The 16,735-nt window shown below is 71.5% G+C and carries 23 protein-coding genes; all 23 read left to right on the plus strand.

Going from position 1 to position 16,735, the window contains the following annotated elements:
* Positions 1-12 precede the first annotated feature (12 nt).
* The 23 genes from AB0H21_RS20915 to AB0H21_RS21025 all read left to right on the plus strand — a co-directional run bounded on the left by AB0H21_RS20915 (position 13) and on the right by AB0H21_RS21025 (position 16,725).
* Positions 13-588 (plus strand): hypothetical protein, encoded by a 576-nt coding sequence (locus AB0H21_RS20915; RefSeq protein ID WP_358518809.1) that lies wholly within the window; start codon positions 13-15, stop codon positions 586-588.
* A gap of 33 nt (positions 589-621) precedes the next feature.
* Positions 622-1,758 carry a hypothetical protein gene (locus AB0H21_RS20920; protein WP_358518811.1) on the plus strand — a complete coding sequence of 379 codons (1,137 nt, stop codon included), beginning with the start codon at positions 622-624 and terminating at the stop codon, positions 1,756-1,758.
* Between the two features lie 11 nt (positions 1,759-1,769).
* Entirely contained in the window at positions 1,770-2,054 is a 285-nt protein-coding gene (locus AB0H21_RS20925; protein ID WP_358518813.1) for a hypothetical protein, read from the plus strand.
* Between the two features lie 64 nt (positions 2,055-2,118).
* Positions 2,119-2,784 carry a hypothetical protein gene (locus AB0H21_RS20930; RefSeq protein WP_358518815.1) on the plus strand — a complete coding sequence of 222 codons (666 nt, stop codon included), beginning with the start codon at positions 2,119-2,121 and terminating at the stop codon, positions 2,782-2,784.
* 1 nt (position 2,785) lies between these two features.
* The gene (locus AB0H21_RS20935) at positions 2,786-3,787 is read left to right on the plus strand and encodes a right-handed parallel beta-helix repeat-containing protein (RefSeq protein ID WP_358518818.1); all 1,002 of its coding nucleotides are present in this window, start codon (positions 2,786-2,788) and stop codon (positions 3,785-3,787) included.
* 25 nt (positions 3,788-3,812) lie between these two features.
* Complete coding sequence (locus AB0H21_RS20940) at positions 3,813-4,076, plus strand: hypothetical protein (protein WP_358518821.1); 264 nt, start codon at positions 3,813-3,815, stop codon at positions 4,074-4,076.
* Positions 4,077-4,108: 32 nt separating this feature from the next.
* The gene (locus AB0H21_RS20945; protein ID WP_358518822.1) at positions 4,109-5,956 is read left to right on the plus strand and encodes a hypothetical protein; all 1,848 of its coding nucleotides are present in this window, start codon (positions 4,109-4,111) and stop codon (positions 5,954-5,956) included.
* Positions 5,953-6,252: a hypothetical protein gene (locus AB0H21_RS20950; RefSeq protein ID WP_358518825.1), complete on the plus strand. Its 300-nt coding sequence runs from the start codon at positions 5,953-5,955 to the stop codon at positions 6,250-6,252. The genes AB0H21_RS20945 and AB0H21_RS20950 overlap by 4 nt, the downstream gene beginning before the upstream one ends.
* A 3-nt stretch (positions 6,253-6,255) precedes the next feature.
* Positions 6,256-7,794: a phage terminase large subunit gene (gene terL, locus AB0H21_RS20955; RefSeq protein WP_358518828.1), complete on the plus strand. Its 1,539-nt coding sequence runs from the start codon at positions 6,256-6,258 to the stop codon at positions 7,792-7,794.
* Between the two features lie 309 nt (positions 7,795-8,103).
* Positions 8,104-8,337: a hypothetical protein gene (locus AB0H21_RS20960; protein ID WP_358518830.1), complete on the plus strand. Its 234-nt coding sequence runs from the start codon at positions 8,104-8,106 to the stop codon at positions 8,335-8,337.
* Positions 8,327-10,444, plus strand: coding sequence for a hypothetical protein (locus AB0H21_RS20965; RefSeq protein WP_358518831.1), 2,118 nt, complete (start codon positions 8,327-8,329; stop codon positions 10,442-10,444). Before AB0H21_RS20960 ends, AB0H21_RS20965 begins: the two co-directional genes overlap by 11 nt.
* Positions 10,441-11,679, plus strand: coding sequence for a head maturation protease, ClpP-related (locus tag AB0H21_RS20970; protein WP_358518833.1), 1,239 nt, complete (start codon positions 10,441-10,443; stop codon positions 11,677-11,679). The genes AB0H21_RS20965 and AB0H21_RS20970 overlap by 4 nt, the downstream gene beginning before the upstream one ends.
* Positions 11,680-11,681: 2 nt before the next feature.
* Positions 11,682-12,062 (plus strand): capsid cement protein, encoded by a 381-nt coding sequence (locus AB0H21_RS20975; RefSeq protein ID WP_358518836.1) that lies wholly within the window; start codon positions 11,682-11,684, stop codon positions 12,060-12,062.
* Between the two features lie 16 nt (positions 12,063-12,078).
* A complete protein-coding gene (locus AB0H21_RS20980) occupies positions 12,079-13,014 on the plus strand; it encodes a hypothetical protein (protein ID WP_358518838.1) in 936 nt (311 codons plus the stop codon).
* 2 nt (positions 13,015-13,016) lie between these two features.
* Positions 13,017-13,364, plus strand: coding sequence for a hypothetical protein (locus tag AB0H21_RS20985; protein ID WP_358518840.1), 348 nt, complete (start codon positions 13,017-13,019; stop codon positions 13,362-13,364).
* A 66-nt stretch (positions 13,365-13,430) separates the two neighbouring features.
* Positions 13,431-13,880, plus strand: a complete 450-nt coding sequence (locus AB0H21_RS20990; protein ID WP_358518842.1) for a hypothetical protein — start codon at positions 13,431-13,433, stop codon at positions 13,878-13,880.
* A gap of 9 nt (positions 13,881-13,889) precedes the next feature.
* A complete protein-coding gene (locus AB0H21_RS20995; protein WP_358518843.1) occupies positions 13,890-14,351 on the plus strand; it encodes a hypothetical protein in 462 nt (153 codons plus the stop codon).
* A gap of 2 nt (positions 14,352-14,353) precedes the next feature.
* Positions 14,354-14,764 carry a hypothetical protein gene (locus AB0H21_RS21000; RefSeq protein ID WP_358518845.1) on the plus strand — a complete coding sequence of 137 codons (411 nt, stop codon included), beginning with the start codon at positions 14,354-14,356 and terminating at the stop codon, positions 14,762-14,764.
* Positions 14,765-14,776: 12 nt separating this feature from the next.
* Positions 14,777-15,106, plus strand: coding sequence for a hypothetical protein (locus AB0H21_RS21005; RefSeq protein WP_358518847.1), 330 nt, complete (start codon positions 14,777-14,779; stop codon positions 15,104-15,106).
* Entirely contained in the window at positions 15,103-15,471 is a 369-nt protein-coding gene (locus AB0H21_RS21010) for a hypothetical protein (protein ID WP_358518850.1), read from the plus strand. The genes AB0H21_RS21005 and AB0H21_RS21010 overlap by 4 nt, the downstream gene beginning before the upstream one ends.
* Positions 15,471-16,025: a hypothetical protein gene (locus AB0H21_RS21015; RefSeq protein ID WP_358518853.1), complete on the plus strand. Its 555-nt coding sequence runs from the start codon at positions 15,471-15,473 to the stop codon at positions 16,023-16,025. Before AB0H21_RS21010 ends, AB0H21_RS21015 begins: the two co-directional genes overlap by 1 nt.
* A complete protein-coding gene (locus tag AB0H21_RS21020) occupies positions 16,025-16,510 on the plus strand; it encodes a hypothetical protein (RefSeq protein WP_358518856.1) in 486 nt (161 codons plus the stop codon). The genes AB0H21_RS21015 and AB0H21_RS21020 overlap by 1 nt, the downstream gene beginning before the upstream one ends.
* Positions 16,511-16,521: 11 nt before the next feature.
* The gene (locus tag AB0H21_RS21025) at positions 16,522-16,725 is read left to right on the plus strand and encodes a hypothetical protein (protein ID WP_358518859.1); all 204 of its coding nucleotides are present in this window, start codon (positions 16,522-16,524) and stop codon (positions 16,723-16,725) included.
* Positions 16,726-16,735: the final 10 nt, after the last annotated feature.

Raw genomic sequence — 16,735 nt, forward strand, 5'->3', positions numbered from 1 at the left:
CTTGGAGCCCCCATGACCATCGGTGATACCGCGCGGGCCACGACGCGCTGGCTGGTCGAGCGGTGGGACGGCGACCAGACGGCGTGGCTGCGGCGCCGTTCAGGGCTCGCCGCGCCGGTCGGCGACGACTTCGCACGGCACAAGGTCCGCCCGTTCGAGGTCACCGAGGTCCACGGCAACCTGGTCACCACCGCCGGACTCGGCCGGCAGGCCAGCCTCATCATCGGCGCCGGTGGACAGGCGATGACGAACACCGCCACGCGGATCGGCGTCGGCAACGGCGCAGGTACCGCGGCCGTGGGCGACACCGACCTGTCCGCGGCCGCCGGGGCGGCGAACCGCTGGTTCCAGGTGATGGACGCCACCTACCCGCAGCAGGCCGCCGGGGTCATCACCCTGAAGGCCACGTTCGGCGGCAGCGACGGCAACTTCAACTGGACCGAGTTCGGTATCGACATCGGCGCCCCGACTGTGGCCAGCGGGGCGACGGTAGGGGCGCTGCTGTACAACCACCGGACCGCCATCGCCCAGGGCACCAAGGCGAACCTGCAGATATGGGCGGCCACGGCCACCATCACCTACAGCTGATCGCACCCCTTTTAGCGGGCCCGGGGGTAGACGATGCCGACCTTCCGCAGCGCCTCGCAGGCGGCCGCAACGGGAACGTCGTTCACCGCGTCCAAGCCTGCGGGCACGGTGCAGGGTGACCTGCTGATCGCCTTCCACTCCGCCGATTCCGGGTCGGCGTCCGAGCTGGGCACTCCGACCGGCGGAGCCAGCTGGTTGCTTCTCGTTTCCCGCGACGAGGGCAGCAGCAGCATCCTCACCCGGATCTGGTACAAGTACGCGGGCGCGGCTGAGCCGGCCACCTACGGTTTTACCCAGCCGTCCATTGCTGATGGTGCAGTCGGCATCGTCGCGGTCTCCGATGCTGCTGTGCCCGTGGTGACGCAGCCCTCTGGGAGCGTCTCATCGGTCACGGTCCCCACACCATCTGGCACACCCCAGAGCGCCGGCGATCTGGAGGTCCGCTGGATCGGTGCGCGGGGCGCCAACGCGACGCTCTCATCGACGCCGCCGGCCACATACACCGAGCGTGTCGACATCCAGAGCCGCACATACACAATCGGCAGCATGGCGACCAAGCAGGTCGCGAACAGCTCGCCAACGGGCGTCCAGAACTTCACGCTGTCGACGTCGGGCGGTACGCCCACGTTCGCGCATGGCTTCACGATCAACATCGCCGCCGGGTCGACGTCGATCACGCTGACCGAGACCGCGGCGGCGGCCGACGCCCTGGCTGTCTCCGCGGGAGTGCAGCTCCGCGACACCGTCACGGCGATCGACGCCCTCACTGCCCAGGCATCGGTGGGGCTGGCGGAGACGGTCACTGCGGTCGACGCGCTCACCGTCCAGGTGAGCACGACGTTGACCGATACCGCGACCGCGACCGACAGCATCCGCACGGGCATGCCGATCGGTCTCGCGGAGACGGCGGCCGCCGTCGACGCGCTCACCGCGCGCGCCGCAGTGGGGCTCACCGAGACGGTCACCGCGGTGGACGCGCTGACCGTCACCGTCCAGGTCGCGCTCACCGAGACCGTTGTCAGCGCTGACGCTCTGGCCGGGGCGCGGGTCCAGGACATCACCGCCGTGCTCGGCGCCCCGAAGCGCGGATGGTCCGCCGGAACCTCCAGTGCCGCGCGGGCGACCGGCGCGCCGACGCGCCGCTGGTCTGCCGGCCCGCCTCACACCTGACGGGAGGGACGATGCTGGGCATCCCCAGCCTGTCGGTCGAGTACCTGAAGGTCCCCTGCTCCGGCCCGGCAGACCTCACCGGGTACACCGTGGAGATGGCCGTCCTCCCCGACGGCCAGGACCCCACCTCGGGGGACTGGAAGCCAGCCAGCTGGATCGGCTCGGACGCGGCCGTCCTGATCGGCCCGGGCACGGGCCTGCCGCTGACCAAAGGTGTCACCTACCGGCCGTGGGTGCGCATCACGGCCAGCCCCGAAAAGCCGGTACTCAAGGGCGACCTCGTCCACGCCGAGTGAATCCCCGAACCCCGTACCCGTCCCACCCCCGGGGTGGACCACCACGCCCAGGGAGGGCTGACCCATGGCCGTCACCGCGTTCAACTACGGGCTGTTCCAGAAATCCATGCTCGAGGCGCGCATCAACTGGGTCTCGGACACCATCAAGGCCATGCCCCTGGCCAGCTACACAATCGGGTCCACGAGAGATACCGCCCAGTACCTGTCCGACGTCGTCACCGGCGGCGTCGCCGTGGAAGCGACCGGCGGCGGATCCACCGGGTACACCCCAGGCGGACTGACCCTCACCGGCAAGACCCTCACCTACACCGCGGCGAACTCGTGGACGACGCAGCGCGCCAACGCCACCGCCTACGCAGCCGGCGCCGTCGTCCGTCCCGCGACAGGCAACGGCTTCCTCTACCAGGCGACCGTGGCGGGCACCACGGGCGGCGCCGTCCCGACGTACCCGACGGTGGTCGGGCAGACCGTGACGGACGGAGGCGTTGTCTGGGCGTGCGTCGGCACCGGCGCGCTGGTGGCCACCGGCACCATCCCGCCGATCACGACCGGCAACCCGGGCAGCTTCACGGCGTCCTTCCTGCTGTTCTACAAGGACACCGGCACGCCGAGCACCAGCCCGCTGGCCACGTGCTGGGACCTCGGCGGTGCCCAGCCCGCATCGAACGGCGGCCCCTGGACGCCTACGCCGGACGCCGGTCAGGGCATCCTCATCTCATTCACGAACTGAGGTGCGTCTTTCCGCCACCCGGATCGCCCGGCCCGGCGTAGCCGACGCTGCGGCGGCCCAGTTCACCGGCCCAGCGGCCGCCCTGCGGCTGCGCCCCAGCGCGGGGGTGATGGGCGGGTTCCCCAGCGCCGCAACGACCGGGTACACGGCCTGGCCCGGCTACACCGGCAGCCTCGCGACCTACACCGGGCCGATGCCGATCCCCGCCTCGGACACCGGGACCACCTTCCAGGGGCTGCGATTCACGGGCGCCACCATCGGCGTGCCGGGAGCGGCCCCCAGCGACGTCACGTTCCGCGGCTGCCTATTCCAGACGACGGCGCCGAACGACTGGAACGTCCAGGACTACGGGCTGCGGACGACCTTCGAGTACTGCACGTTCCGGCCCGCTGCGACGAGCACGCCTCCCGTCAGCTTGGCGCAGAGCTACCAGTACGGGATCAACCACGTCGGCCTGTCGTTGACGGTCCGCCGGTGCGAGTTCTGGGGCTTCGGCAACGGAATCCAATTGGGGACCAGCACCCAGACCAACCCGGTGCTCGTCGAAGACTCCTACTTCCACGACGCCGCCGATCAGGCCGGATCGACGTACCACCACGACGGGATCTTGAGCAACAACGGCGGATCCCAGATGCAGTACGTCACGATCAGGCGAAACACCATCATCTCCGGCGGCAACACCAACGGCATCGCGTTGCAGTACGACGGCGCCTACTACTCCAACGTCACTGTCGTCGGGAACTTGCTCGGCGGGTGGGGCTACGCCGTCAACATCGGTGGAAACGCGGCGGGCAACAGCAACGTCGTGTTCACCGACAACGTGCTCACCACCCAGATTCAGCCTGTGCACGGCGAGCTGTACGGCTGGAAGGACGGCAGCGGCAACACCTGGCGCCGCAACAAGTGGCTCGTCCCGGCGGGCGCCGCATATGGCAACCCCGCCGACAGCGGCAAGTACTGGTGGCCCGACGGCACCAGGAACGCCACCGATTACACGGGCTGACCAGCCCGCCGACGAAAGGGCCCACATGGCCGTCTTACGTGTCCGCGACCTCGTCTACCTGGCTCGCAACGGAGTGACCGTCGATGTCGCCGGGTGGGGTTACCCGCTGTCGACCTTCTACGCCGAGACGACACCGGTCGAGTGGATCCCCCAGTCGGTGGAGGTCCCCCCGCTCGACTCTCTCGATTTGTGGCGGCCCAACGCTTACGAGATCGACCGGGTCGCCGCCCAGCGCATCGCGGACAAGTACAACGCGTCCAAGCCGTGGGAGTCCGGCGGCGGTTCCTGACGCTGCGCGTCGTGATCGCCTGAGGGGGTGCCGTGCCCGCCGGGATCGTTCAGTCCGCCAGCGGGGCCAACAACGCTCCCTCCTCGGCAACCCAGATCGCGGCCCTCATATCGTCGGCGACCGCGGGCAACCAGCTCCTGCTCGCGGTCGGCGGCGACGACTACGCAGCCACCCCGCCGTCCGGGTGGACCGAGCACACCGGGTGCCGGCAGGAAACGTTCTTGGGCGCCTACCTGTGGCGTCGGACTGCCACGGGCGGCGAGAAGAACATCTCCTACACCCTCGGGTCGGCGGCGCCGAGTTGCTGGGCCATCGCAGAGTTCTCGGGCCTGGACTCGGCATCTCCTTACGACATCTCGGCTGGCCTCCTGGACCAGTCATCGGGCACGACGTACGCGACGCCGACGTTGACGCCGACAGCCGGGGGCAGGCTGCTCGTCGCGTTGATCGGCGGCGCCCTGGACGCGGCGTTCAGCGGCGTGTCAGGGTGGGCGAACTCGTTCGCGGAGCTGCAGGACATTTGGACCACGCTGGCAAGCGGCACACGTGACAGCATCGCCGTGGCGACGCTTCCCGTCACGGCGAATGGTGCGACCGGCTACAGCACGAGCGCCACCTGGGACGGCGCGATCACCCCGCAGGCCCGCGTCGCCCTCATCATGTCCCTCCGGGTCGCCGCTGCTGGGCCAGTCTCCGCGACGTTCACCGGCCCGGCGGGCAGGCTGGTGCGGCGCCCGGTCGCCGGGACGGTTACGGCTACCGGGCCGGTCAACGCCACGTTCACCGCCCCGGCGGGCAGGCTGGTGCGGCGCCCGGTCGCCGGTTCGTTGGCGGCGACCGACATCATCGTGGGCACCGACGCGGCGATCCGCCTGCGGCCAGGGTCCGGTGCCGTGCTCGCCGTCCAGGTCGCCCCGCTGGCAGGGGCGGCCGGTACGTTCCGCGTCCGTCCGGCGGCGGGTACGGTGCTCGCCCAGCAGGCGGCTCCCCTTCCCGGGAGTCCGGCAGGCGTCCGGGTACGGCCGGGCGGCGGGCAGGTGCTCGCGGTGCAGCACGCGACGTTCACCGCGGCGGCCGCGCGCACCGTCATCCGCCCCGGTACCGGCGCGGTGTCGGGCGGCGCATCGGTCGCGATCCCGGGGCCGGGCTCCGCGGTCCGGGTTCGCCCGGCTGCTGGTGCGGTCACCGCAGTGCAGCACGCGGTGTTCGGTGCCGCTGCCGCGACGGTGCGGGTCCGGCCGGGCTCCGGCGCGGTCACCGCGGTGACCGGCGGCTCGTCGGCCACCATCCCCGGACCTGCTGCTGCGCTGCGCGTGCGGCCCGCGTCCGGCGCGGTCACCGGCGTACAGCAAGCGCCGCTCCCCGCGGCCGCGGCGACGGTCCGGCTCCGGCCTGCGGCCGGCGCGATCTCGGCTGTGGCGGGCGGGTCGTCGGTGACGATCCCCGGACCGGGCTCCGCAGTCCGGGTACGCGCCGGGCAGGGGACTGTCCTGGCCGTGCAGAACGCGCCGGTGCGGGGCGCCGCTGCGCCGCTGCGGGCCTGGCCCGTCGCGGGTGGCGTGCTCACCGTGCAGCACGCCACCCCGGCCGTCCCCGCCGCGGTCCTCCGGCTGCGTCCCGGCGCCGGGACGCTGCTGCTCGGCGGTGTGGCCGCGACGTTCACCGGCCCTGCAGCGGGGATCCGGGTGCGCCCCGCCAGCGGCGACCTGCTCGCCGTCCGGCATGTGACACTCGTCGGTGTCTCCGCGGCCATCACGGTCCGGCCCGGCCGCGGCCAGGTCGCCGTGATCGCCCCGGACACCGACATCGACATCTACCTGCGCCCGCCCCGGCTGCGTCTGCGCTGGCGGGTCGGCCCCGTCCGAGTCAGGGGGGCATGATGTGGCTCGCCGCGACCTCGACCGAAGACCTCGCCATCCCCTGCACGGGCGACGCCACCGGACTCCCGGTGCAGGTCGCGTTCGTCCCCGTCGCCGAGCGCCGCGAACCCGCCAGCGACGAGTACCACACCGCGGCGTGGGCGGTCGACGACGGCCAGGACGTCATCGTCATCACGGTCGGCCCCGGCTCGGCGGTCGTCCTGGAGGCCGGGCAGTACGTCGTGTGGGCCCGGGTCACGTCCGCGGCACCGCGGAAACCCGTTCGCCGGTCAGGGTCTCTCACCGTCGGAGTGTGATGGGTGGCTCTCACCGCGTGGGAGTTCGCCGCCGCACAGTTCGCCCCCCGGCAACGAAAGTGGGCGTCGCCCGGGGCGATGGCCACCGCGCTGGACCGCATGCACCGGCAGACGGCGCTGCTCGATCTGATGGACCGCGAGCTGGTCGAGCTATTCGACGGCGACGACGACCGGAACCTGATGATCTTCTGCCCTCCCCAGGAAGGGAAGTCGCAGAAGGTCTCTCGCAGGACGCCGGCGTGGCTGTTGTCGCACGACCCGACGCTGCGGATCGCGATCGTCAGCTACGCGGGCAACAAGGCAGTCCGGTGGGGACGGCAGATCCTGCGGGACATCCGCTCCCACCCCGAACTTCACATCAAGCTGCGGAAGGACTCCCAGGCGGCGGGCCGGTGGGAGACCGAGCAGGGCGGCCAGCTGGTCTGCGTCGGTATCTCCGGCGGCATCACCGGCGAGCCGGTCGACGTGCTCATCATCGACGACCCGGTGGAGGGGCGGGCCGAGGCCGAGTCCCAGACCTACCGGGACGCGGCGTGGGACTGGTGGGAGTCCAACGGCAGCACGCGCCTGAGCTCGCGGGGCCGAGTCCTGCTGATGATGACCCGCTGGCACGAGGACGACCTGGCGGGCCGACTCATGGCACGCGAACCGCACGAATGGCGGCAGGTCGTCGTCCCCGCGATCGCCGGACCGCGTGACCCGCTCGGCCGGCGCCCCGGGGAAGAGCTGATCAGCGTGCAGCGGCGCAAGCCGGGGTACTTCCACCGGCTCAAGGAGCGCCGGTCGGCGTACGTGTTCAACTCCATCTTCCAGCAGGCGCCGAGCCCCGCCGAGGGCAACCTCTTCAAGCGGCAGGACTTCCGGTACTGGCACACCATGCCCGCCGATGCCGGCAGGCACGGGCTGATGGGCGGGCGCCGGGTCGACCTCGGCGGCCGCGCCGTCGCGCTGGACGACTGCTGGCGGTTCATGACCGTCGACCTGGCCGCGTCGACGAAGACGTCGGCAGACTGGACCGTCGCGTCGGTGTGGGCCATCTCCAAGGACGGGGACCTGATCCTGCTCGATCGGAGCCGGGCCCGACTGGAGGAGACCGAGCACTGGGACCTGGTGCGACCGCTGCGCGAGAAGTGGGTCGCCGACGTGGTGTTCGTCGAGCAGACATTCATCGGCACCACACTCGTGATCGACGCCACGGCGTCGGGTGTGCCTGTGCAGCCGCTGACCGCCGACACCGACAAGCTCACCAGGGCGCTCCCGGCCGCGACGCGGGTGAAGCAGCACCGGGTGTGGTTCCCCTCCGGGGTCGACTGGCTGGACGAGTGGTGCGACGAGCTCGCCTCGTTCCCGACGGCGGCGCATGACGACCAGGTGGACACCCTGTCGTACGCGGCCCGGGTCCGGTCGGCCTACTGGGTGCCGCCGCAGAGCGCGGACACCGCGGCTGCTGACCCCTCGGCCGAGAGCAGCGCCATCGAGCAGGCGTACACCGCGGCGACCGGCAACGACTCCGGGGTGGACTTCATGTCGGTCGACTACTGATCTTGATCGTTCGCGCGGAAGGGGCCGGCATGAAGATCTTCCCCGGGGTGTCCGTTTCGAGGGTGGTCGTAGAGGGTGATGCGCCCTGGCCTCTGCGGGCCAGTCGCGGCCGCCGGTGGGACTTCCCGTACGTCGCTCTCGACATCCGCTTCTTGCGCTGGTCGAGGTGGCTGATCCTGCCTTTCGGCATTGATCGGTACATGACCCGTACGCGCCGGCGTGCCCGCTGAACCGGGCCGGTCTCGAACTGCGTCACCAGGCGGCGAACCCGGTGCCTTCCATGACGACCGACTACTGAACGGGGTGGTGATGGCGAGTCTGCGTCCGCACCTGCCCGTGGTCCTGCGCGTCGGGACGCACGAAGTGGAGATCGGGACGGTCAGGGTTCCTTTTCGTGTGACGCCCGGCGAGGTCAGTCGGCTGCCGGGCGGGAACGAGGCCAGGTGCACGGTGCAGTTGGACGGCGCTGAGTTCCGGCGTCGGATGGCCGACCTGCTGCTGGACGCCGCGATCGAGATCGAGCGGGCGTCCGATGGTGGCTAGCGCGCCCACCCGGGACATCGGGAACCTGGACGTCAACTACGGGATGTGGCTCGGCGACTGGCTGGAGACCATCCCGGACCTGATCTGGCCCTCCAGCGTGCAGACGTACGCGCGGATGCGGCACGATCCGCAGCTGACCGGCGTCCTGGCCGCCTACACGCTGCCGATCAGGCGGGCGACGTGGGCGGTGGATCCGGCGGGGTGCCGTGACGAGGTCGTGAAGGTCGTCGCGGACGACCTCGGCCTGCCGATTCTCGGCGCCGACGAGGAGCCCGGCCCGGCGCGTCGGCGCGGTGTGCGCTGGGACGAACACCTGCGTCTGGCGCTGCTGTCGCTGGTGTTCGGGCACATGCCGTTCGAGCGGCGGTACGAGATCCGCGGCGGTCAGGCGCGCCTGGTCGCGTTGGGTGAGCGGATGCCGCACACGATCAACGAGATCGCGCTGAACCGCGACGGCTCGCTGAAGTCGGTCACCCAGGACTTCGCGGGCGGCAAGCCGATCCCGGCCGACCGGCTGGTCTGGTACGTCCGTGACCGGGAGGGCTCCAACTGGGCAGGCCGGTCCATCCTGCGCGCGTCCTACGGGCCGTGGCTGCTCAAGCATGAGATCTGGCGCGTCCACGCCACCTCGCAGCGACGCTTCGGCATGGGCATCCCCTCCGTGGGGGCGCCGCCCGGCGCGACCCCCGCGCAGATCACCGAGGCGCAGCGGCTGGCCTCTGCGATGCGCGTAGGCGACCAGGCGGGCATCGGCCTGCCCGCCGGGTTCACGTTGGCGATCACCGGGATGACCGGCAGCGTGCCCGACGCGCTGGGTTTCATCCACTACTTGGACCAGCAGATGTCCAGGTCAGCGCTGGCCGGCCTGATGGACCTGGGCGACACCAGCAACGGATCCCGCGCGCTGGGCCAGTCGTTCCTCGACCTGTTCCTGCTGTCGCTGCAGGCGCTCGCTGGGGAGATCGGTGACGTGGCCACCAGCGGCCACCCCACCATGCCGGGCATCGTCACCAACCTGGTCGATCTGAACTGGGGCGAGGACGAGCCCGCTCCCAAGGTGGTCGCCTCGGATGTTGGGACCCGGCACGAGGTCACGGCCGAGGCCCTGCAGATGCTGATCGCGTCGGGGGCGCTCACCCCGGATCCCGACCTTGAGGCGTATGTCCGCCGCGCCTGGCGGCTGCCCGACCAGTCGCCGGACGCGCCTCCCCCGCCGCCTGCCGACCCGCAGCCTCAGCCGCCCCCGGAGCCGGGGCCCGAGCCGGACGATCAGCAGGCGCGGCGCCGCCCCGCCCGCGGGCCGGCCCGGCGGCGGGCGGCGCGGCGGCGGGCGGCGCGGGCCGCCGCGTCCAAGCCGCGGCGCCAGTTGACCGTCGACGAGGGCCGGTCCGGCGTCGACCCCGACGCCGTCCAGTCGCTGTGGCAGCAGGCGCTGGACGCGCTGCTCGCGGCGTGGGAGGCCATCTCGCAGGCGTGGCGAGACGCCCTGGCCGAGCTCGTCGCCGCGGCGATCGACGCCGTCGACCTGGCCGCGCTCGCGCGGATGGACCTCGACACGACCGACGCCGAGACGCAGCTCACCGACGCGATGGTGGACCTGGCCGAGGCCTCCGCGCGGCAGATGGCCGACGAAGCCGCCAGCCAGGGCGTGGACGTGGACCCGCCACCGGCGGACCGGACCCGCCTCGGGTCGATCGCCGAGGCGCTGGCCGGGCTGCTCGCCGGGTGGCTCGCCGGGGCGGCCGCGCGGGAGGCGCTGCGCCTGGCCGTGCCGGACGCCGACGGCGAGCAGGTCGCCGACGCGGTGACCGAGCACCTGGAGAGCCTGTCGGACGCGTTCCTGCGCGACCAGCTCGGCGGTGCGCTGTCGGCGGCGCAGGCATCCGGACGGCTGGCCGTGCTGGATGTCGCCCCGGAGGCCCAGTACTCCGCGCTGGAGGTCCTCGACGCCAACACCTGCGGCCCGTGCAAGGACATCGACGGCACGGTCTTCGAGGACCTGGTGGCGGCGAAGGCCGCGTACGCGCCGGGCGGCTACATCGACTGCGAGGGCGGGCTGCGCTGCCGAGGCATCGTCATCGCCCTATGGGACCAGGAGGACCAGTGAGACTACGGACCGCGCGGCCGCGCGCCCAACTCGGAGGGCGGACCGACTGGTACCGCATCCGTAACGCCGCCGGCGACGACGGCCCCGCAGATGTCTACATCTACGACGAGATCAGCTGGTGGGGCACCCGCGCGCAGGACTTCGCCCAGCAGCTGCGGGAGATCACCGCCAGCGAGATCCGGCTGCGGCTCAACTCCCCGGGCGGGGACGTGGTCGACGGGATCGCGATCCACAACCTGCTGCGCTCCCACTCCGCCCGCGTGACCACCGTCGTGGACTCGCTCGCCGCGTCGATCGCGTCGGTGATCGCGCTGGCCGGTGACCAGATCATCATGCAGCCGCACTCGCAGATGATGATCCACGACCCGTGGGGGATGGCGATCGGCAACGCCACCGAGATGCGCGAGGCGGCGGTGCTGCTGGACCGGCACTCCGACAACATCGCCTCCGTCTACGCCGAGCGCGCCGGCGGAACGGTGGAGGACTGGCGCGCCCTGATGCGCGCCGAGACATGGTTCACAGCCGAGGAAGCGGTGGCGGCGGGACTGGCCGACGAGGTCGCCACGCACCCCACCCCGGACGACGGCGGCGACGGCGCGGCCGCGCAGAACTCGTCCTGGGACCTCAGCATCTTCCGCTACGCGGGACGCGAGCACGCCCCCACACCCGTCCTGGCCAGCTTGGGCCGGACGCCGACGACTCCCCCGGCCGGGCCGGCCGCGGGGCCAACCGATGAGGAGGAGGACGACATGTCCACTCTGAGCGAGGGCCTGCGTCAGCGGCTCGGCATCGAGGACGCCGAGCTCGACGAAGAGGCCCTTCTCGCCGCGCTCGACGAGGCCCTTGCCGAGCGCGCCGACAACGGCGGCACCGACACCGGCGAGCCTGTCGCGGCTGCTCTGCCGCCAGGCGCCGTCGCCGTCGACGAGGCCATGCTCAACGAACTGCGCGAGCAGGCCGCCCAGGGCGTCGCCGCCCGCACCCAGCAGATCCGCGAGGCCCGCGACCACGCCCTCAACGACGCCATCCGGGCCGGAAAGTTCCCGCCGGCGCGGCGCGACCACTGGGCCGCCCTGTGGGACGCCGATCCCGAGGGCACTCGGCAGACTCTCGCGAGCCTCGCCGAAGGCCTGGTCCCGCTGGAGGACATCGGCGAGCCCGGCGGTGAACCCACCACCGGCGGCGCGGAGGCCGACGCGTACTTCGACGCTGCCTTCTCGACCCCCGGAAGGTAACCATGGCTGACTACCTGCCCGTGTTCCGCAACGGCGCCGACCCGTTCACGATGACCGCCAGCGCCAACGTCACCGGCGGCCAGGTCCTCTACGTGTCCGGTGTCGGCAGCGTGGCCCCCACCGCCGGGGCCAACGGCGCCGCCATCGGTATCGCCCAGCACGACGCCCCCTCCGGCGGCCTGGTCACCGTATGGCCGCTGTCGGGTGTGATCCACGAGACCACCAGCCCCGCCGGTGTCACCGCCGGCGCGGCCCTCACCTCCTCGACCTCCGGCGGGGTCGACTCCGGGACGCTCGCCACGATCGCCGCGGCGGGCACCTACATCGGCACCGCCATCACCACCGCCGCGTCGGGCCAGAAGGCCCAGTGGATCGGCCGCTAAGAAAGGACATGGCCAGATGGCTGTGAACCCCCCGGGAGCACCCACCCTTAACGGTGACCTGCTCACCATCCACCGGCTGCTGCAGTCCCCCACGCAGCTGGAGCGGCGCCTGCGGACCCTGAAGGACATGAAGTTCGTCGCCGACCGGATCCTCAAGCAGAAGTACCGCACTCGCGGCGGCTCACTGCTGTACGAGGTGTCCGAGGGCATCACGACGACCCGGCCGATCCAGGCCGTGTCGCCGGGGTCGACCTACCCCTACGCGACGACCCAGGACGGGCAGGCCGCGCTGGCGGCCGTGCAGGACTGGGGCCAGGCGTCCCGCCTCACCGACGCCGCCATCAAGCGGCGGGTCCGTGGCGGCGACGAACTGGACCGGGTGCTGCGCAAGCTCCTGAACACGATCCTGATCAAGGTCGACTCTTTGGCCATCTCCGCGGTGGCGTCCGCGGTGAACCGCACCTTGGACGCCACCACGAACGGGGGTGCGTGGAACGGGACCAACCCGAACATCTTGCGAGGCCTGGAGATGGCCAAGGCGTCTGTCACCGATCTGGACCAGGGCTTCAACCCCGACACGGTGCTGCTGTCCACCGAGATGTACGCGTTCATGGTGTCCGACGACCGGGTCACCAACGCGCGCCGCCGGGAGACCACCGACAACCCGATCTACGACGGCGAGATCGAGATCATCGACGACCTCATCGTGGTCAAGGCGCCCGCCGCGCGACTGCCCACCGCCGACGTGTGGGTGTTCGACAGCACGCAGCTGGGCGGGATGGCTGATGAGGACGAGGTCGACCCGGGCTACGTCGTCACCGAGATGGGCGTCCAGGTCCAGAACGAGCGCATCGCGCGCGCGAACTCCTGGGACATCTGGGCCCGCCGCCCCACGGTGCCCGTGGTCGTCGAACCGCAGGCCGGTGTGCGCATCATCAACGCGAGGAGCTGATCATGGCGAAGACCTACCGGGTGACCGGGGCGTGCGTCACCCACATCCCCGCTGGCCAGCAGCTCATCACCCTCTACAGCGGCAACCTTCTGCCCCCGGGGGTGCCCCAGGACCGGATCGACCACCTGCTCTCCGTGCGAATGATCGAGGAAGTCGAGTCCGCGCCGGCCGAGACGGCGTCGCCGGACACCGCAGCTCAGGAGCCCAAGGCCCCGGAGCCCGCGGCGAAGGTCAACGCCCGTTCATCCAAGCCGGACCTGGTGGACTACGGCGTCGCCCGTGGTGACGACCGGGCCGAGCTCGAGGCGCTCACCCGTGAGCAGCTCCTCGGCAAGTACGTCCGGTCCTGACAGACGTGGCCCGGCGTCCGCAGCCCCCGCCGGCGCCGGGCCACCAACCCACCGGAGGCAGCGCCCATGGCAGTGACCGAGCCGTGGACGCCGACGCTGGAGCAGGTGGCCGACCACATCCCCACCCGCACCCGGGACAGCACCCAGCCGGGGGACGAGACGCTGCTCGGCACGTTCACCGCGGAGACCACTCCGACCGATGAGCAGGCCAACCGCATCATCAGGCGGGCGGTCACCGAGGTCCTGTCCTCTGTCGGCGGTGTCGTCCCCGCCTCGCCGGCGTACCTGTACGAGATGGCGTCGGCCGCCGCCGCGTTGCGCGCGGCCGCGGACATCGAGCTGACCTACCCGGCCCGGCAGTCCGACCCGAACCTGTACGAGCGGCTCGACCAGCGGGCCAAGGACGCCCTGGACGCGCTCAAGGACGCGATCAACGCCCCCGGGGCGGGCCCGGAGGCGCGGTTCCCGCAGTACTCGTTCCCCACCCCGACCTGGCCGGGTGACTACCCCGTGTGAGGAGGCATCGTGGCGGTCGGCTCCGGCGGGCGAGGGTTCCGCATCGACTTCAACGAGCGCGAGATGGATCAGCTTCTCCGCGGCAAGGACGGGCCGGTCGCCCGCGACCTGGCCCGTAAGGGCGAGATCGTCACGCAGGGCGCCAAGCGGCGCGCCCCGGTGTCCAAGAGCGGGTCCGGCGGCCGCCGCCCTGGGTATCTCCGCTCGAAGATCGCGTGGGAGCTGGGCCGCGACGCGCTCGGCCTGTACGTCGACATCGCCTCCCCGGCGCGCACGGTGGACGGCCAGCCGTACGGCTTGTTCGTCGAGGTCGGCACCCGCCCCCACACCATCCGCCCCAGGAACCCGAACGGGGTACTGCGCTGGACCGGGCCCGACGGCAAGGTCCGCTATGCCAAGGTCGTGCACCACCCCGGCACCCGGGCGCAGCCCCACCTGCGCCCGGCGCTCGACGACCTCCGCGGAGCCTGACCATGGCCGTGATCGTCGCCGTCACCGCGGTCCGCGCGTGGATCAACAGCCTCGACAGCCTCGTCGGCAAGGGCCTGCCGCTCGCGCTCGGAGCGTTCCGCGCCGCCGACCCACCCCGATCGCCTGGACAGGGCGCGTATGCGCTGCTGTCCCAGGTCGGCGGGTCGCTGGAGCTGGTCGCCGAGGAGGGCATCGGCCGGGCCCGGATCTCCGCGACCATCTACGCCGGCACCGACGAGGCCGCCGAGGCGGCCGCGGTCGCCTACCTCAACACCCTGGAAGCCCTGACCGGCGACCCGGCGCCGATGGGCGACATCGCGCGGTGCCTGGTCGCCGACGACATCACCGGCCCGGTCGCGCTCCCCGATCTCGGCTACCTGATCGACGCCGACTTCTACCTCACTTCGATCTGACCTGGAGGATCTATGGCGGCACTGCCAACGCAGGTGCTGGTGCCGAGCGGCTCAGCATCGACCCTCGTCGCCGCGTCGGGCTCAGGGGACACCTGCACGCCGGGCGACGGGGTGTTCCTGGAGGTGAACAACGCCAACGCGGCCGCCCGGACGGTGACGCTCGTCACGCCGGGCACCGTGGAGGGGCTGGCGATCAATGATCGGCCAGTGACGATCCCGGCTGGGGAGCGGTGGAAGATCCCGGTCCCGGCGCGCCTGTACGCCGCCGCGGACGGCCAGTGCTCCATCACCTACACCCCGGACGCGGCCAGCGTCACCGTCGGCTGTTTCAAGAGCTCATGATGGCTCGCCGCGACGCCACCACGGCCGAGGACCCGCAGACCCTCAACGACGAGCCCACCACGGCCGACGCTCCTCCGCCCGCCGACGAGGCCCCGGCGCGCCCGCCGACCACTCCGGCGCGGGTCGAGCAGGGCTCCCTCGTGGACGGCGAGGAACCGCCCCCGTACTACATCGCGACCGAGCCGCTGTTCATCGACGACAACCCCTTCGCCCGCGCGCACAACGCCGGCGACCGGGTGCCCGCGGACCACGTCGAGAGGTACGGCTGGGCCGGCAAGGTCCGCCACCCCGACCCCGACCCCGCAACCACGCCGCCTGAGACCCGCCAGGGCCAGGCCACCACCGAAGGAAAGGGTGATGCCTGATGGGCCGCGGAAAGCCCGAGGCGATCGCACTCGGACCCGGCGTCCTGTACATCGCGGTCCTCGGCACTGCGGAGATCGCCGACCTCACCACGCCCTGGGCCTCGGTGTCGCCGAACTGGATTCCGCTCGGCTACACCACCGAGGGTTCCAAGCTGACCTACACGGTCGGCAGCGAGAACGTGGAGGTCGCCGAGGAACTCGACCCCATCGCCGTTGCACTGACCTCCCGCGAGCTCGGCCTCGAGTTCGCGCTCGCGCAGATCACCGCGTCGAACCTGAAGACGGCCCTCAACGGCGGCACCATCACGGCCGGCTCCGGGTTCGTCACGTTCGAGCCGCCCGACCTCGGCGAGGAGGTGCGCACCATGCTCGGCTGGGAGTCCGAAGACCACACCGAGAGGTGGCTGTACCGCAAATGCCTGCAGGTCGGAAACATGGAGATGGAGCGCCGTAAAGGCGCGGCCAAGGCCGCGATCTCCTGCAACTTCAAGCTGGAGCGCCCCCCCGGCGCCAAGCCGTTCAAAGCCCTTCTCGCGTCCCCCACGAGGCTCTAATGACCAAACGCTCCTACACCTCCGCCGCCTCCATCCCGGACGACGAGACCGCGCCGAAGCTCCCCCAGTTCGACTTCGAGCTGGACGGTGTGACGTTCGTCTGCACGGAGGCGCCGTCGGCGCTGGATCTGTCCGAGTTCGCCCGTCTGGCCGCCGAAGGGGTGGACTCCGAAAGCCCCGAGGGCCTGGCCATCCTCGCGCAGGTGTTCATCACCGTCCTGGGAGAGAAGGAGTATCGGCGGTTCCGCGCCCATTGCCGCAAGTACCGTCCCGAGCCCGAGCTGCTGATCCAGATCATCGGCGACATCTTCGAGGATTACGCCGAACGCCCTACGACCAGGCCCTCCGACTCGCCGGATGGGCCGCCGACAACCGGGGCTACATCGAAGGTCGTCTCGCTCTCGCAGGCCACGGTACGCGTGGTCGACGGGCCGGAGCCGGAGACGCGCACGGTTCCGGCCGGGCGGGTCGTCTCCTACGGCTGAGCGACCTGCCGTTGGCTGACGCGCTCAACGTCGCAGAGGCCCTGTACGTCGAGCGTTACGACACGCTGCTGCGCAACGCCGCGCTGCTCGGCCTGGCCGGCGCGGACGAGGACACCGTTCTCGACGTCCTGGAGGAGTCCCAGGACGCCGAGACTGCCCCACGGCACGACCCCGAGGAGCGGCGCGCGCTGATCGCCGCGCTGTCCGCCGGATAACAGAGCACGG

This window comes from Sphaerisporangium sp. NPDC051011 (genome assembly GCF_040653595.1).
Lineage (GTDB): Bacteria > Actinomycetota > Actinomycetes > Streptosporangiales > Streptosporangiaceae > Sphaerisporangium.

What these genes read in the sequence shown, in the direction of transcription:
- AB0H21_RS20915 (WP_358518809.1), top strand. Translation starts at nt 13, where the DNA reads ATGACCATCGGTGATACCGCGCGGGCCACGACGCGCTGGCTGGTCGAG.
- AB0H21_RS20920 (WP_358518811.1), top strand. Translation starts at nt 622, where the DNA reads ATGCCGACCTTCCGCAGCGCCTCGCAGGCGGCCGCAACGGGAACGTCG.
- AB0H21_RS20925 (WP_358518813.1), top strand. Translation starts at nt 1,770, where the DNA reads ATGCTGGGCATCCCCAGCCTGTCGGTCGAGTACCTGAAGGTCCCCTGC.
- AB0H21_RS20930 (WP_358518815.1), top strand. Translation starts at nt 2,119, where the DNA reads ATGGCCGTCACCGCGTTCAACTACGGGCTGTTCCAGAAATCCATGCTC.
- AB0H21_RS20940 (WP_358518821.1), top strand. Translation starts at nt 3,813, where the DNA reads ATGGCCGTCTTACGTGTCCGCGACCTCGTCTACCTGGCTCGCAACGGA.
- AB0H21_RS20950 (WP_358518825.1), top strand. Translation starts at nt 5,953, where the DNA reads ATGATGTGGCTCGCCGCGACCTCGACCGAAGACCTCGCCATCCCCTGC.
- AB0H21_RS20960 (WP_358518830.1), top strand. Translation starts at nt 8,104, where the DNA reads ATGGCGAGTCTGCGTCCGCACCTGCCCGTGGTCCTGCGCGTCGGGACG.
- AB0H21_RS20965 (WP_358518831.1), top strand. Translation starts at nt 8,327, where the DNA reads ATGGTGGCTAGCGCGCCCACCCGGGACATCGGGAACCTGGACGTCAAC.
- AB0H21_RS20975 (WP_358518836.1), top strand. Translation starts at nt 11,682, where the DNA reads ATGGCTGACTACCTGCCCGTGTTCCGCAACGGCGCCGACCCGTTCACG.
- AB0H21_RS20980 (WP_358518838.1), top strand. Translation starts at nt 12,079, where the DNA reads ATGGCTGTGAACCCCCCGGGAGCACCCACCCTTAACGGTGACCTGCTC.
- AB0H21_RS20985 (WP_358518840.1), top strand. Translation starts at nt 13,017, where the DNA reads ATGGCGAAGACCTACCGGGTGACCGGGGCGTGCGTCACCCACATCCCC.
- AB0H21_RS20990 (WP_358518842.1), top strand. Translation starts at nt 13,431, where the DNA reads ATGGCAGTGACCGAGCCGTGGACGCCGACGCTGGAGCAGGTGGCCGAC.
- AB0H21_RS21000 (WP_358518845.1), top strand. Translation starts at nt 14,354, where the DNA reads ATGGCCGTGATCGTCGCCGTCACCGCGGTCCGCGCGTGGATCAACAGC.
- AB0H21_RS21005 (WP_358518847.1), top strand. Translation starts at nt 14,777, where the DNA reads ATGGCGGCACTGCCAACGCAGGTGCTGGTGCCGAGCGGCTCAGCATCG.
- AB0H21_RS21010 (WP_358518850.1), top strand. Translation starts at nt 15,103, where the DNA reads ATGATGGCTCGCCGCGACGCCACCACGGCCGAGGACCCGCAGACCCTC.
- AB0H21_RS21015 (WP_358518853.1), top strand. Translation starts at nt 15,471, where the DNA reads ATGGGCCGCGGAAAGCCCGAGGCGATCGCACTCGGACCCGGCGTCCTG.
- AB0H21_RS21020 (WP_358518856.1), top strand. Translation starts at nt 16,025, where the DNA reads ATGACCAAACGCTCCTACACCTCCGCCGCCTCCATCCCGGACGACGAG.